The 14,250-nt window shown below is 69.3% G+C and carries 13 protein-coding genes; 11 read left to right on the top strand and 2 right to left on the bottom strand.

Features of this window, described 5'->3' with window-relative positions:
- Nucleotides 1-5: 5 nt before the first annotated feature.
- From C8E99_RS03460 to C8E99_RS03450, 3 genes are all read left to right on the top strand, one after another.
- Nucleotides 6-1,304 (top strand): sensor histidine kinase, encoded by a 1,299-nt coding sequence (locus C8E99_RS03460; protein WP_147301162.1) that lies wholly within the window; start codon nt 6-8, stop codon nt 1,302-1,304.
- A gap of 68 nt (nt 1,305-1,372) precedes the next feature.
- A complete protein-coding gene (locus C8E99_RS03455; RefSeq protein WP_115931118.1) occupies nt 1,373-1,873 on the top strand; it encodes a transporter substrate-binding domain-containing protein in 501 nt (166 codons plus the stop codon).
- A complete protein-coding gene (locus C8E99_RS03450; protein WP_245952062.1) occupies nt 1,870-2,889 on the top strand; it encodes a cation efflux transmembrane domain-containing protein in 1,020 nt (339 codons plus the stop codon). The genes C8E99_RS03455 and C8E99_RS03450 overlap by 4 nt, the downstream gene beginning before the upstream one ends.
- Nucleotides 2,890-2,893: 4 nt before the next feature.
- Here C8E99_RS03450 and C8E99_RS03445 read toward each other — a convergent pair whose 3' ends face one another.
- Nucleotides 2,894-3,901, bottom strand: a complete 1,008-nt coding sequence (locus C8E99_RS03445; protein ID WP_245952061.1) for an arsenic resistance protein — start codon at nt 3,899-3,901, stop codon at nt 2,894-2,896.
- 117 nt (nt 3,902-4,018) lie between these two features.
- On the opposite strand from C8E99_RS03445, the gene C8E99_RS03440 reads away from it, so the two are divergent.
- The 8 genes from C8E99_RS03440 to C8E99_RS03405 all read left to right on the top strand — a co-directional run bounded on the left by C8E99_RS03440 (nt 4,019) and on the right by C8E99_RS03405 (nt 13,000).
- A complete protein-coding gene (locus C8E99_RS03440) occupies nt 4,019-4,861 on the top strand; it encodes a MurR/RpiR family transcriptional regulator (RefSeq protein ID WP_115931117.1) in 843 nt (280 codons plus the stop codon).
- 104 nt (nt 4,862-4,965) lie between these two features.
- Nucleotides 4,966-6,156 (top strand): ABC transporter substrate-binding protein, encoded by a 1,191-nt coding sequence (locus C8E99_RS03435; RefSeq protein WP_115931116.1) that lies wholly within the window; start codon nt 4,966-4,968, stop codon nt 6,154-6,156.
- Nucleotides 6,157-6,160: 4 nt separating this feature from the next.
- Nucleotides 6,161-7,921: an ABC transporter permease gene (locus tag C8E99_RS03430; RefSeq protein ID WP_115931115.1), complete on the top strand. Its 1,761-nt coding sequence runs from the start codon at nt 6,161-6,163 to the stop codon at nt 7,919-7,921.
- 71 nt (nt 7,922-7,992) lie between these two features.
- Complete coding sequence (locus C8E99_RS03425; protein ID WP_245952060.1) at nt 7,993-9,252, top strand: ABC transporter ATP-binding protein; 1,260 nt, start codon at nt 7,993-7,995, stop codon at nt 9,250-9,252.
- Nucleotides 9,249-9,884: a histidine phosphatase family protein gene (locus C8E99_RS03420; RefSeq protein ID WP_115931113.1), complete on the top strand. Its 636-nt coding sequence runs from the start codon at nt 9,249-9,251 to the stop codon at nt 9,882-9,884. The genes C8E99_RS03425 and C8E99_RS03420 overlap by 4 nt, the downstream gene beginning before the upstream one ends.
- 73 nt (nt 9,885-9,957) lie before the next feature.
- Complete coding sequence (locus C8E99_RS03415; protein WP_115931112.1) at nt 9,958-10,941, top strand: alpha/beta hydrolase; 984 nt, start codon at nt 9,958-9,960, stop codon at nt 10,939-10,941.
- On the top strand, nt 10,938-12,338 hold the full coding sequence (locus C8E99_RS03410) for an alcohol acetyltransferase (protein WP_115931111.1): 1,401 nt from the start codon (nt 10,938-10,940) through the stop codon (nt 12,336-12,338). Before C8E99_RS03415 ends, C8E99_RS03410 begins: the two co-directional genes overlap by 4 nt.
- Nucleotides 12,335-13,000 carry a DUF6320 domain-containing protein gene (locus C8E99_RS03405; protein ID WP_115931110.1) on the top strand — a complete coding sequence of 222 codons (666 nt, stop codon included), beginning with the start codon at nt 12,335-12,337 and terminating at the stop codon, nt 12,998-13,000. The genes C8E99_RS03410 and C8E99_RS03405 overlap by 4 nt, the downstream gene beginning before the upstream one ends.
- Before the next feature lie 27 nt (nt 13,001-13,027).
- Here the strand turns inward: C8E99_RS03405 and C8E99_RS03400 are convergent, their stop codons facing one another.
- Nucleotides 13,028-14,179, bottom strand: a complete 1,152-nt coding sequence (locus C8E99_RS03400) for a N(5)-(carboxyethyl)ornithine synthase (protein ID WP_115931109.1) — start codon at nt 14,177-14,179, stop codon at nt 13,028-13,030.
- Nucleotides 14,180-14,250 lie beyond the last annotated feature (71 nt).

Raw genomic sequence — 14,250 nt, 5'->3', positions numbered from 1 at the left:
ACACCATGCGCGCCGCCGAGCCGTCCCCTCCCTCATCTCCCCCGTCATCTCCCCCGTCACCGGCCCGGGCCAGCTTCTCGCGCAGTGGGTGGGCCTGGCTGCTGACGTTCTGCGCCGCCGTGGCCCTGATCGCCACGGGCTGGCCGATCCTCGCCGCGGTCCACCACGTCCACGTCGCCATCGCCATGGTGCTGGCCATCGGCCAGGCGGCCGCTGTGCCCCTCGCCGTCCGGCGGCCGATCCCGGCCATCCTGCTGGGCACGGCCGCGGCCCTGGGCACGATGTCCGCTGTGGATCCGGACTCCGGCCCGTGGCCCTGGCCCGTCACCACCCTGATCGCCTACGTATTGCTCGTCCTGGTGGTCTCGGTCCGCCATTCCTGGCGGCTCGGGGCTGCGGGCTGGCTCGCCGGTGCCGTGGTCGGGGGGCTCGGACTCGCGCTGATCCCGGACACAGAGCTTCCCCCCGGAATGGTGATATCCAACGTGACGACGGTGGTCTCCCTCACTGGCGGCGCCCTCGCCGTCGGCAGCGGTATTCGACTGCTCCTCAGCAGCCGTGGTCAGTTGGACCATGAACGCCAGCTCACCGCCGAGGAGGAGACCAAGCGCCGCGAACTGCAGCAGCGCAACCGCATCGCCCAGGAGCTCCATGACGTGGTGGCCCACTCCATGTCCGTGATCTCCGTGCAGGCCACCACCGCCCCCTACCGGCTGCCCGGCATGGACGAGCCGACGCGGGGCGAGTTCGACTCGATCGCCGATTCCTCCCGCCGCGCGCTGACCGAGATGCGGGGGCTGCTCGCCATCCTGCGCGGTGACGATGCCGCCGACACCACACCCCAGCCGACCATCGCGGACATCCCCCAGCTGGTGGCCACCACGCGTTCCTCCGGGGCGCGCGTGGAATTGGAGATCGACCCGGAACTCCTTCCGCTGCCGCTGAGTGCGGCGACTGCTGATTCCGGGAACGGCGGACCGGGGGTGGCGAGTGCGGCCGGCGACTGGTCCGCCGTCGTGCCTCCGGCCACGGGCCTGACGGCTTACCGGGTGGTCCAGGAGGCGGTCAGCAATGCCCTGCGGCACGCGCCCGGCGCCGCCATCCGCGTGCAGGTCTCGGTGGGAGACCAGATCGGGGTCCGCATCGCCAACGGGCCGGCCGCCCGTGACGGGTCCCTGGCGGCGCCGGGCGCCGGGCTCGGCCTGAAGGGCATCCGCGAGCGTGTGAGCGCGCTGGGCGGCACGGTCAAGGCCGGTCCGACGCCGGAGGGCGGCTTCACGGTGAAGGCCCGGCTGCCGCTGTAGCCGCCTGTGCCGGAACTAGCCACCGAGGGCTGGTTCTCCTTACAGTGGCCCCAGGAGAAGGAGGATCCATGAGCATTTCCAGAAAAGCCGCCATGACCAGCGGATTCCTCGTCACCGCAGTGGCCGTGGCGGCGAGCGGCTGCACGTCCTCGGCGTATCCGGCCGACCCGAACGGCACCTTTGATGACGTCTCGGGTGGCAAGCTCTCCGTGGGTGTAGTCCACCACCCCCCGTACGTGGATGCCACCGGTGCCGAACCCAGCGGCAGCGAGGTGGAACTCATCCGGGCCTTCGCCGAGGAGATCGACGCGGAGATCGAATGGACCGCCTCCGGCGAGGAGGCCTTGATCACGGCCCTCGAGACCGGGGACGTGGACCTGATGGCCGGAGGACTGACCGACCAGTCCCCCTGGTCCTCCCAAGCCGCCCTCACCCGCTCCTATGCCGAGGACACCGGGCCGGACGGCAAGACCGTCAACCTCGTCCTGGCCGTCCCGCTGGGTGAGAACCAGATGCTCGGCGAACTCGAGCGATTCCTCGACGAGCGCCACCCGGAGGTCACTCCGTGAACCAGACCGACCGTCGCTTCGGGCACACCGAACTCTCCCCCGAACTCCAGAGGTCCCTGCGCCGGGCCATGCGGCTCCAGTGGATCACCATCGGCTACCTGGCCGTCGCCGTCTCACTGATCGCCCTGGTCATGGGCAGTTCCCAAGCCATGAAGGCCGCGTGGATCGAGGACATGCTCGCCTTCGTCCCGCCCATCGCCTTCATCGTGGCGGTGACAGTCGTGAACACCCGCCCGACGCTCCAGCGCCCCTACGGGAACCACCGGGCCGTGGGCGTGGGCCATCTCGTGGCCGCGGTGGCGTTGCTGGTCATGGGTTCGTACCTGGTCATCGATTCGGCTATGGGCCTCATCCAGGGTGAGCATCCGCCGATCGGCACGTTCCACCTTTTCGGCCAGACCCTGTGGCAGGGCTGGTTCATGATCGGCCTCATGCTTCTCCTCATCCCCGTTCCGGTGATCCTCGGCCGCCTCAAATTGCAGGTGGCAACCGAGCTGCACAACAAGGTCCTCTATGCGGATGCGGACATGCTCAAGGCCGACTGGCGGACCAGCCTCGGCACCGCCATCGGCGTGGCCGGCGTGGGACTGGGGTGGTGGTGGTTCGATGCGGCTGCCGCGATCTTCGTGGGTGCCAGCATCCTCAAGGACGGCGTGACGAACGTGGGCACCGCGATCACGGACCTGGCCGATGCCCGGGCCCGAACCATCACGGGCGAGGAACCACACCCCTTGGTGGCGAAGGCGGAGGACTACGCCCGGTCGGTCGACTGGGTGCAGGATGCCGGCGCCCGTGTCCGGGACGAGGGCCAGGTGTTCCACACGGAGATGTTCGTCGTCCCCCACGAGGGCGCGGCACAGACTCCCGCACGCCTGCGCGAGCTGGCGGAGGGCATCGTCGATCTGGATTGGAAGCTGGAGGACGTGGTGGTGGCCCTCGTCGAGGAGCTGCCCGCCGAGGTCCACGGCGGTGATGAGCGGGACAAGCAGTCCGAGGGCGGCCGGGCGGCTCGCTGAGCCTTCAGGTCCGGAGACGTTTCCGAACCATTACGGGCAGGGCACGGACCAGCACCACCATGACCACCAATTCCACCAGGGTCTGGGTCACCACCACGAGCGGTGCGAGCTCGAAGGCGGCCGGCAGGGCGAGCACCAGCGGCAGGACCACGAGCGAGTTCCGGGTCACGCCGCTGAACACCACTGCCCTGCGGCCCGGGGCGTCCAGTGTGGCCAGCCGGCCGGCTGCCAGGCCGATGACCACCATGACCACCGCGAACCCCACGAATACCGGGACCACGGCGAGCAGGCCGCCCAGGTGCGCGCCGACGTCGTAGATCTGGGACGCGACCACCACGGCCAGGGTCGCCATCATCAGCGGGACCATGGCCGCGAGTGCCCCGTCCCGGATCCAGCGGCCGGCACGCCAGCGGGCTGCGGCCGTCTGCGTAAGCCACGCGGCGGCCAACGGCAGGGCGATGAGGAGGACGAAGGCCTCGATGAAGGGGCCGGCGTCGGCCGTCTGGAGGAAACTCTCCCCCACCATCAGCCCCAGGTAGACGGGCAGCAGCGCCATCTGCGCCAGCATGAGCAGCGGCGTGGCCGCCAGCAGACGGTCCGCGGCACCACCGGCAAGGCGCGTGAAGACGATGACATAGTCCACGCACGGGGTCAGCAGCACGAACAGCACCCCGACCTCCAGCACCGGGGACGGCTCCACGAGGCGGGACAGTCCGAAGGCTACGAGCGGGACCACCGCGAAGTTCACCAGTAGGACGACGGCCAGGAACCGGCCGTCCCGGAAGGCTCCCGCCAGGCGCCGGAACGGGACGGCGAGGAAGGTGGAGTAGAGCAGCAGGGCGAGCACGGGATTGATCGCGTGCCCCGCCGGTGTGGACACGGCCGGGACCAGGAGCCCGACGCCGGCCCCGGCCAGCAGCGCGGCCACGTACAGCACCACCTGGTGCCGTTCCAGCCACGGAACGATGACCGCCACTCGACCCGCCGCCTGTTGCCACATGTCCTCCAGCATCTCAGGATCTGGCGGTAGTTCCCGGCCGGCAATGAAGTCGGTGAAGGTCTAATGAACAGCAAGATAACTTGCACTCATTCCACGCATGCAACTCAAATTGCCGCTTACGCTGGTTCCATGAGCTTCCCCGACCGCGTTGACGAGCACCGCAGCCGACTGACCAAGTCGGATCGGGCGCTCGTGGACGAGCTTCTGTCCTATCCGGCAGAGGCGCCGCTGTGGCGCGGCGAAGACGTGGCCCGGCGCGCCGGCGTCCACCCGGCGGCCGCCACCCGGTTGGCCCAGCGCCTGGGATATCACGGCTACCCGGAACTGCGGGATCATCTCCGGCAGGGCCTGGGTACCGGGCTCACGGGGGCGGGCGACCGTTTCCGGGTGGAACTCCAGGACTCCGGTGGGCACTCCGTGCTGGAGACCCTGCTGACCACCGAACTGGACACCCTGTCCCAATTGTGCCGGCACGTGGGCCAGGACCAGCTGGATCGGCTCGCCGACCGCATCGCCACCGCCGGCACCGTCCACCTCTTCGCTCGCGGCAATGCCTCGGTGCTGGCGGAACTGATGGAACGGCGACTGCGCCGCTTCGGCATCCGCACGGTCAACCTGACCGGCACCGGCCGGGACGTGGCCGAGCGGATCCTCAGCCTGACCGCTGAAGACCTCGTGGTGGCGTTCGCCTTCCGGCGGCCGCCACGCGATCTGAGCGAGCTGCTGGGCCACGCGCAGCGGGTCGGCGCAGGCACCGCGCTGATCACCGACACCATGCACACCCTCGACCCTGCCCCCGACACCATCCTCTCCGCGCCGCGTGGACATCAGGACAGCCGCGAGGGATTCGCCTCCCTCACGGTGCCCATGGCCATCGCCAACGCACTGGTGCTGACCATCGCCCAACGTCACGACCAGGCGCTGCTCCCGGCGCTGGATGCCCTCGACGGGCTGATGGCCGCGTTCGACTGACCACCGTCCCCAGGCCCACCTCCATCTGATCGATTCAACCCGCTTCCCCTTGATGTACCCCGCCCTACCGTTCCCTGCCCGAAAACATCCCCGAAGGACTGGAAATGCGTTCACAGAAGATCCTGCCCATCGCCGTCTCCCTCCCCCTGCTCTTCACCCTCGCCGCCTGTGGTGGCGGTTCTCCCGATGCCGCCCAGAACGCTGGGGCAGGGTCGTCGCCGGCGAGTTCTGCCGAGAACCAGGAGCTCGACTCGCTCACCCAGGAGCAACTGGTGGAGCGGGCCCGCGAGGAGGGTCAGGTCACCGTCTACTCCTTCACCTCCCGGATCGCCCAGGTCGAAGAGGCCTTCGAAGAGGAGTACCCCGGGATCGATTTCATCGGCCATGACATCTCCTCCTCGGAGCAGATCACCCGTCTGCAGGCCGAGGCCCAGGCCGGTTCACCGTCGGCAGACGTCGCCTATATCTCTGATGCACCCGTCGTCGTCACCGAACTGCTCCAGGACGGCATCCTGACCAACCACGTGCCCGAGCGGATGGCCGAGGTGGTCCCCGCCGAGTACCAGGAACCGCTGCTGGCCAACCGCCTGTCCACCAAGGTGCTGATGTACAACGAGGAGGCCCACCCGGAGGGCAGCCCCATCACCAACCTCTGGCAGCTCACCGAGGAGGAGTGGAACGGCAAGGTGGTCATGGTGGACCCCACGGTCCGCGGCGACTACCTGGACCTGATGACCGAGATCGTCGCCCAGTCCGACGCCATGGCCGCCGCCCACCAGGAGCACTTCGGTCGGGCCATCGAGCTGGACGAGGGCGTCGCCACTGCCGGCGAGCAGTTCATCGCCGACCTCTACGCCAACGGACTGGTCCTGGTGGATGACACGGACAACGTCAATGCCGCCGTCGGCCAGACCGGCCAGGAGGACCCACCGGTGGGTTTCACCTCCTATTCCGACCGACGGGACAACGAGGACGAGGGCTGGGCCCTGCAGGTCTCGCTCGGCACCGGGCCCTCCACCGGTATCACCTTTCCCGCCTACCTGGGACTCGTGGCGGGCTCGGAGAACCCGGCCGCCGCCCGGCTGGCCATCGACTTCCTGATGGGCGACGATTCGCCCACGGGCGGCCCCGGCTACGAGCCGTTCTACGTGGCCGGCGACTACCCGGTCCGCGAGGATGTGGAGAATCCCGAGGGCGCCGTCTCCCTTGAGGAGTTGGCGGCGTGGGACATCGATCCGGAGGCCCTCGCCGAGACGCGCTCCGACGTGGCCGACTTCATCCTCACGCTGGGCTGATCGTATGACCGTCACGACGATGGCCGTCCGCCTCCGCGTGGCCGCGCGCCAGCCCGCCGTGGTGCTCGGGCTGGGCACCCTGTTGGTGCTGGCCGTGCTGGTCGTCGCGCCGATCGTCGGACTGGTCAGCTCCACGCTCACGGCCGGCAACCGAGAGGCCTGGTCGGACGTCTTCGCCTCACGGCTGTCCGAGAACCTGCTGTGGGACCCCCTGGGGAACTCCATCCTCATGGGGGTCACCACCGCGGTGCTTTCCACCGTGATCGGCGGGTTCCTCGCCTGGGTGGTCGTGATGACACGCATCCGCGGACGGGCGGTGCTGGGTGTCCTGGCCACCATCCCGTTCGCCCTGCCGAGCTTCGCTCTGGCCCTGGCCTGGGAGTCGGTGTTCCGCAACGACCTGGTCGGTGGGTCCACGGGGATCCTGTGGAACCTGGGCTTCCAGGTGCCCGACTGGCTGGCCTGGGGGCCGGTCCCGGTGGCCCTGACGCTGACCGCCCACTACTTCTCGCTGTCCTTCATGTTGATCGCTGCGGCCCTGGCGTCCGTGAACGGGGACCTGATGGAAGCTGCCGAGATGACCGGGGCCTCCAAGCTCAGGGTCGCCAAGGACATCGCCCTGCCCGTGGTCGCACCCGCCCTGGTCTCCGGCGCGCTGCTGGCCTTCGCGGAGGGTGTCTCCAACTTCGTCACCCCGGCCCTGCTGGGGCTGCCGGTGCGCTTCCACACCCTCTCGACCCGGCTGTACGGGTCCATCACCACCGGAGACACCCCCCGCGGCTACGTGCTGTCGATCGTGCTGATCGTGGTGGCCGCCATGATCATGTACACCTCCACCCGGGTCACCGGGGGCCGGCGCAGCTTCGCGACGATCACCGGCAAGGGCGGCCGCCAGCGTGGGATAGCCCTGGGTGCCTGGGGCTGGCTGGTCGGGGCGCTGTCCTGGCTCGTGGTGGCCTGCACCACCATCCTCCCCGGGATCGTGCTGGTGCTCAGCTCGCTGGCTCGGCGGACCGGTGACTTCACGTCCGGGCTCACCCTGCACTACTGGATCGGGGGCTCGGACCCGTCGATCGCCCAGGGGCAGCGCGGCGTGCTGAACAATCCGCAGATCCTCCAGGCCACAGCGAACACCGTGCTGCTGGGCGTCTGCGTGGCCCTCGGCGCCGGCCTGCTGGGCCTGCTGATCTCCTACGTGGTCACCCGCAGTCGGCACCCGAGGTGGATGATCGGGTCACTGAACGTGCTCTCCTTCGTGCCATTCCTCATCCCCGGCATCGCGCTGGGCGCGGCGTTCATCGCGCAGTTCGGAGCACCCATCGGCCCGATCCCCAGCCTCTACGGCACCTTCACCATCCTCGTGATGGCCGGGATCGCGGCCACCATCCCGTTCGCCGTCCGCTCGGGCACGGCGGCCATGAGCCAGGTCTCCACGGACATCGAGGAGTCCGCCGTCATGGCCGGGGCCGGATTGGTCCGGCGGCTGAGGTCCGTGATCGCCCCGCTCACCGCGCGGGGTCTGTTCACTGGCGGGGTGCTGGTGTTCGTGCAGATGGTCCGTGACCTGTCCTTGGTGGTGCTGCTGGCCACCCCGGCCATGCCGGTGCTCGCCGTGCTGACCTATCAGTACTCCTCGGAGAACTTCACCCAATTGGCCAACGCGGTCACCGTGATCATCGCGGTGATCTCGGTGGGTGCCACCCTGGCCGCCCGTCGATTCGAGGGCGCCGCCCAGCCCTGGGCACGGAAGACCACGGCCCCCTGATGGCGGACCTGATCGGGTCGAGCCCGGCTCCCGTCCTCCCAGAACCGCCCCCGTCCCGAAAGGACTCCCCATTGAAGGACCCTCACACGACCGCCGTCCGCGCTCGGCCCGGCGCGGTCCATGACAGCACCACGCCCGCCACCACACTCACCACCACAGCCACGTCCCCTTCCGACTGCTCTGGCTCCGTGACCGTCACCGGACTGCGCAAGGACTTCGGCGACTCCAAGGCCGTGGACGGCATCTCCTTCACCGTCCCCGCCGGGGCGTTCCTGGTACTGCTGGGCCCCTCGGGCTGCGGCAAGACCACCACCCTGCGTATGCTCGCCGGCTTGGAACAGCCCACCGGCGGTCAGATCAGCTTCGGCGACCGCGTGATCGCCCGCGGGGACGGGACCGCCAACGTCCCGGCCGCCCAGCGCGAAGCCGGTCTGGTGTTCCAGTCGTACGCCCTGTGGCCGCATAAGACCGTGCGGGACAACGTGGAATGGCCGCTCAAGGTCGCGAAGTGGGCGGCCGGCCGGCGTCGGAAGCGGGTGGCCGAGGTGCTGGAGCTGCTGGCCATCTCCGAGCTGGCGGAACGGTACCCCGGGGAGATCAGTGGAGGCCAGCAGCAGCGAGTGGCCATCGCGAGGATGATCGCACCGGAACCGAAGATCCTGCTGTTCGACGAGCCCCTGTCCAATCTCGATGCCAAACTCCGCGTGGACACCCGCGGCGAACTGATGCGCATCCACCGTGCCACCGGTGCAACCAGTGTCTATGTCACCCACGACCAGGTGGAGGCGATGACCATGGCCACCCATGTGGCACTCATGAAGGACGGCAGGATCGAGCAGTTCGGAGCTCCCCGCCAGCTGCTGGAGAATCCCCGTACCGCGTTCACATCCACCTTCATCGGCACTCCTCCGGCCAACGTCCTGCCCTGCACCGTCACCGGGGGCCGGCTGATGGCGGAAGGCCCGACGACGGCCGCGCGGCTGGACTGCGGGCCGGCACCCGCCGGTGTGGCCGAAGGGGAGAATGTGCAGGTCATGTACCGGGCCACCTCGATCATGCTGGCGCCCACCCCACCGGACGCGCCGGCGTCGGGGCAGACGGGCCACCGAACGGCCCTCGATGCCCTCTACGCCGACCAGGTGCCGCTGGCGGACCGGTGGGTGGTCGGCGTCGACTTACCCGGCGGCGACCGCCTCAGCATGATCCTCCCGTCCCCGGTGGACCTGCGTCCCGGCGATCCGGTGCACGTCGTGTTCCCGGCAGAGCCCGACGCCGTCTTCGGCTCCGATGGCGTGGTTGTGGGCGAAGCCGTGGGCGGGGCCGGGCGATGATGCGCCTGATCCTGGTGCGGCACGGCGAGACCACCTGGAACCTCGAGCGGCGGTTGCAGGGCCAACGGGACATCGGGCTGTCCACGACGGGACGCGAACAGGCCTTCGCGCTGCTGGGCGCCATCCGGAGACTGGCCCCGGAGTACGTGGTGTCAGCGGAGCTCGCCCGCGCCCGCGAAACCGCGGAACTGCTCGGGGCGGGTCTGGACGCCACCGACGACCGGCTCAACGAGGCCTTCCTGGGCTCATGGGAAGGACGCCATTCGGCCGAGCTGAAGGCCTCCACCCCGGAGTTGTACGAGCAATGGCGGGCCGGGCAGTACCAGCCGCCGGGCGCAGAGTGCTTCGCGGACCTGACCGACCGCGTCGTGGCGGGCGTGGACCAAGCCATCCGGGACGCACACGCCCGGGGGCTCAGGACCCTCATGGTCGTCACGCATGGCGGGCCGGTCCGCGCCTACCTGCGGGCCGCCGTCGGACTTGATCCAGCCCGGACGGTGCCGAGCCATCCGGCGAGCCTGTCCTCCGTGGATGTGGACCCGGCGGCGGACTCACCGAGTCTGGCCGGGAACGCCCGGTTACGGCTGTTCAACTTCGCTCCCGCCCTCTCCCCGCTGGATCCCTCCGACTGAGTCCATGGCCACCGCCGGGAGACCACTAGGCTGAGCACATGGACCCGTCCACCGCACCACCCCACTCCCGCCCGTGAACCGGCTGTTCCGGTCCGTCCTGGGCCTGTTCGCCGCACCGCGACTCAACGTGCGGGAGGACTACGCGAAGGTCCGGCGATTCCAGCAGCACGTCGCCGCGTTGTCGGGACCGCGCTACCGGCCCGTGTACCGGCAGACGGCGGCTGATGCGGGGACCCATCGTGTCCCCGTGAGGGTCTTCCAGCCGAAGGAGAAACGGCGCGATGAGGTCCTGCTCTTCTTCCACGGGGGCGGCTGGGTCACCGGTGACATCGAGAGCTACACCCCGGCCTGTGCCACGATGGCCGACCTCACCGGCTGCGTGGTGGCCTCCGTGGACTACCGGCTGGCCCCGGAACATCCCTTCCCGGCGGGCCTGGAGGACTGCTACCACGTGGCACGGCTGGTGTTGGAGGATCCGCAGCGGGCCGGCATCGACTCAGCCGCCCATGTCGTCCTCGTGGGCGACTCCGCCGGCGGCAACCTGGCAGCCGCCGTCTCCCTGATGTTGCGGGAGCGCGGCCACAGCGGGGCGAGCCGGCAGGTCCTCCTCTACCCGGTGACCCACTGGGACCATGACCCCGCGACGTCGCCGTTCGCCTCGGTCCGCCATCACGGGGAGGACTACCGGCTCACCTCCACGGAGGTCCAGGACTACTTCGACCTGTACGTGCCCGACCGCCAGCAGCGCCGCAACCATCTGGTTGCCCCCCTGATGGCCCCGGATCTGTCCGGACAGCCGAAGACCATGGTGATCACGGCGGAACTGGACCTACTCTGCGACGAGGGCGAGGCCTACGGAGAGGCCCTGGCAGAAGCCGGCAATGAGGTGCGGGTCCACCGGGTGGACGGGGCGTTGCACGGGTTCATCGCGCTGCCCCGGTTCTCCCGTTCCCTGCGTGAGGCGTACGAGGTGATCAACGCCTTCCTCGACGAGGACTCCACGGTCGCTGAGAGGCCCGGCGGTGCCGGTCGCCCCGGCCGTCAGGACGCGCCATGACCGGGCGGACCTGGGCGCGGCTGGACAACGCCTCCAACATCTTCCTGGCGGCTCGGACCGATGCCGATCCCAAGGTGTTCCGCCTCAGTGCGGAAATGGACCACGAGGTGGATCCACAGCTGCTGCAGGAGGCCCTGGACGCCACGTACGACCGGTATCCGCTCTACCGTGCGGTGCTGCGGCGCGGCGTGTTCTGGTACTACCTGCAGGACAGCGACCTCCGTCCCCTCGTCAGCGCGGAGGTCCAGCACACCTGTGCCCCGATCTATCAGGCGGACCGGCGCACCCTGCTGTTCCGCGTGCTGCACCACCGCCGGCGCATCAACCTCGAGGTGTTCCACGCCCTCTCCGACGGCACCGGGGCGCTGTGGTTCCTCTCTGACCTGGTGACCGCATACGTCGGGTTGCGCTACCCGGAGGCGGGCCGTGCTCTCGGGACAGCCCCCGATGCGGGCGCCGATCCTGTTGCCACCGGACAGACCGGCACGGAGCCCCACGGCACGGTACCGGCTGAACGGCTCCAAGAAGCTCCGGTCCACGAGCTGACCGCCGACAGCTTCGCGCACTACTTCCGCCGGCGCCGCCAGGGCCAGGCGCCCGCCACCGGCGCGGCCCGGCCTCCGCGGAAGCGGGTGCACCGGGTCAGGGGCACCCGCACACCTGACCACCGCACCCGTGCCGTCGAGCTCACCCTGCCTGCCCGGGACGTGCTGAGCCTGGCCCGGGCCGAGGGCGTCTCGCTCACCATGTACCTGACCGCCCTCTTCTTCGAGTCCGTCCGCCGGTCCTCGGGCGGGCTGGGCCGGAACCGCACCCTGGCCGTCTCGGTGCCCGTGAACCTCCGTCAGTTCTTCCCCTCGACGTCGGCGCGGAACTTCTTCGCGGCCGTCCGGGTGGAGCACACCTACGGTGAGGGCGAGGACGACGTCGGCTCCGTTGCCCGCCAGCTGGAGGGCCAGTTCCGCCCGAAGGCCACCCCGGAGGCCCTGGAGAGGAAACTGCGGCGCTTCATCCGCTTCGAGCGGACGCCCGTGCTGCGGGTGGTGCCGCGGCCGCTCAAGGACCTGATCCTGGGTCTGGTCAACCGGGTCAACAACCGCGGCCTGACCGTCGCGATCTCCAACATGGGCCGCGTGAACCTGCCAGATCCGGTCGATTCCCACGTGGGCCGCATGCTGCTCCACGTCTCGGCGGCCCGCCCCCAGTTCTGCGCCGTCTCCCACGCCGGCCTGCTCACGATCAGCTTCTCCTCACCGTTCACCGAGACGGGACACATCAGGGAGTTCGCCCGGCACCTCACCGACCGCGGGATCGCGGTATCCGTGGCCGCGGCCAGAGTCACCGAGGAGGAGCTCCGGTTGGTGGAGACCGGGGTGCAGACCGAGGTGGAGGCATGAGTCGCTGCCCGGACTGCGCCGTGGACATCGAGGGCGCCTGGAACCACTGCCCCCTGTGCGCAGCCCCGACCTCGGGCGAGGTCACCCCGAGTCCGTTCCCCGCGGTGCCCCTCCAGTTCTCCCGGCGTCGAGTCCTGAGGGCCCTGTTCCTCGCCTCGATCGCGGTCATCCTCGCCTCGTTCACGGCCCAACTGCTGTTCAACCGGGACCTGGACGGCATCGGTGTCCTGCGCTCCGTGTGGCTGGGCGTCAGCGCGATGTGGCTGGTGGTACTGATGGCTGTGCGCAAGCGGCGCAACCTCGCCAAGAGCACCGTGTACCTCGTGGTGCTCGTGGGCCTGGTCTGCGTGTACTGGGACTACCTCACGGGGTGGCTCGGCTGGTCGTTGACCTTCGCGGTGCCCATCGTCTGCGCCTCATCGATCGTCGCCCTGCTGATCACCGTCCGGGTGATGCGCATCGAGGTGGGCGAGCACATCGTCTACAGCGGCCTGACGGTGCTCCTGGGCCTGGCACCGCTCGGGTTCCTCCTCTTCGGCTGGGTGACGACCCCGCTGCCGTCGGCGATCTGCGGTGCCCTCAGCCTGCTCGCCCTGGGGCTGCTGCAGCTCGGACGGGGCCGGCAGGTCCGCCACGAACTGGCCAAACGCCTGCACCTGTAGACCCCGCGTCGCCGGTCCGCCGTCCGGTCAGCCGCTCGGATGCGGGTAGTCCCCCGTGCGGCCCTGGAACTCCAGGATCGCGGGGTTGAGGACGACTCCGTCGCGGATCTCGATGGCTCGGCTGATGGTTTCGCTGCCGTCCCAGGCGGTGGGTCCGCCCATGACGATGTCCAGGAAGGGCAATAGGGCATCGCTGATCTCCCAGCTGGCCGAATTCCACAGGTACGAGGGGCTATGGTCCACCGAGTAGTAGTCGATGGTCCCGCCCACGTTGAACATGGGGTCGGCGAACGTGGTGGGACGGGCCCACTCGAACGCCATGCCCTCGTCGCACGAGACATCCACGATCAGGCTGCCGGGCCGGAAGGCCTCAAGGTCTTCGGTGCGCAGGTAGAGCAGTGGGGCATTGGGATCCTGCAACGTGCAGTTGACGACGATGTCGCTCTCGGCCAGAAAGGGAGCCAGCGGAACCCGTCCGCGGTCATCGGTGATGACCTCGCTGAGATAGGGGCCACCGTCATGGTCGAACTGGATCATCTGCGCGGAATGGATGGGTGAGGCGACAGAGGCGACCTTGCGGTTGGTCAGCACACGGACATCTGAGATGCCGTGGGCCTTCAGGGCCGTGACGGCGCCCCGCGCCGTGGCGCCGAATCCGATCACCACGGCACTGAGCCGGCGGCCGTAGTCCCCGGTGACACCGGTCAGGGCCAGGGAATGGAGCACGGAGCAGTACCCGGCCAGCTCATTGTTCTGATGGAAGACGTGCAGTGAGAAGCCGCCGTCACTGGCCCAGTGATTCATGGCCTCGAAGGCGATCAGGGTCAGCCGCCGGTCAATGGCCTGCTGGGTGAGTCCACGGTCCTGCACGCAGTGGGGCCATCCCCAGAGCGTCTGCCCGTCCCGCAGTTCAGCCAGGTCTGCCGCCTGCGGCTTGGCCAGCAACACGGTGTCGGCGGCGGCGATGACCGCCGGTCGGTCAGCCACCGCGCCCACCAGCTCAGCAAGGTTCGCGTCCGAGTAGCCGAACCGCTCGCCGTAGCCCTTCTCCAGGACCATCCTGCTCCGTAAGGAGGGATCGATGCGTTGCAGGTGGTCCGGGTGCAGAGGAACGCGGTACTCGGCGGTCTTCCGGGTGGTCCCCAACACGCCGAGGACAGGATGATTCGATGGTGCCATGGTGCACGTCCATTCTGGGGTGCCGCAGTGGCACGCCACATATCAGGCTATACCGGTCCGGGTGCTCCAGC

The organism is Citricoccus muralis (genome assembly GCF_003386075.1).
Taxonomy (GTDB): Bacteria; Actinomycetota; Actinomycetes; order Actinomycetales; family Micrococcaceae; genus Citricoccus; species Citricoccus muralis.
Note: the sequence above shows the minus strand (reverse complement) of the source record. Positions and strands in the feature narration are given on the sequence as shown.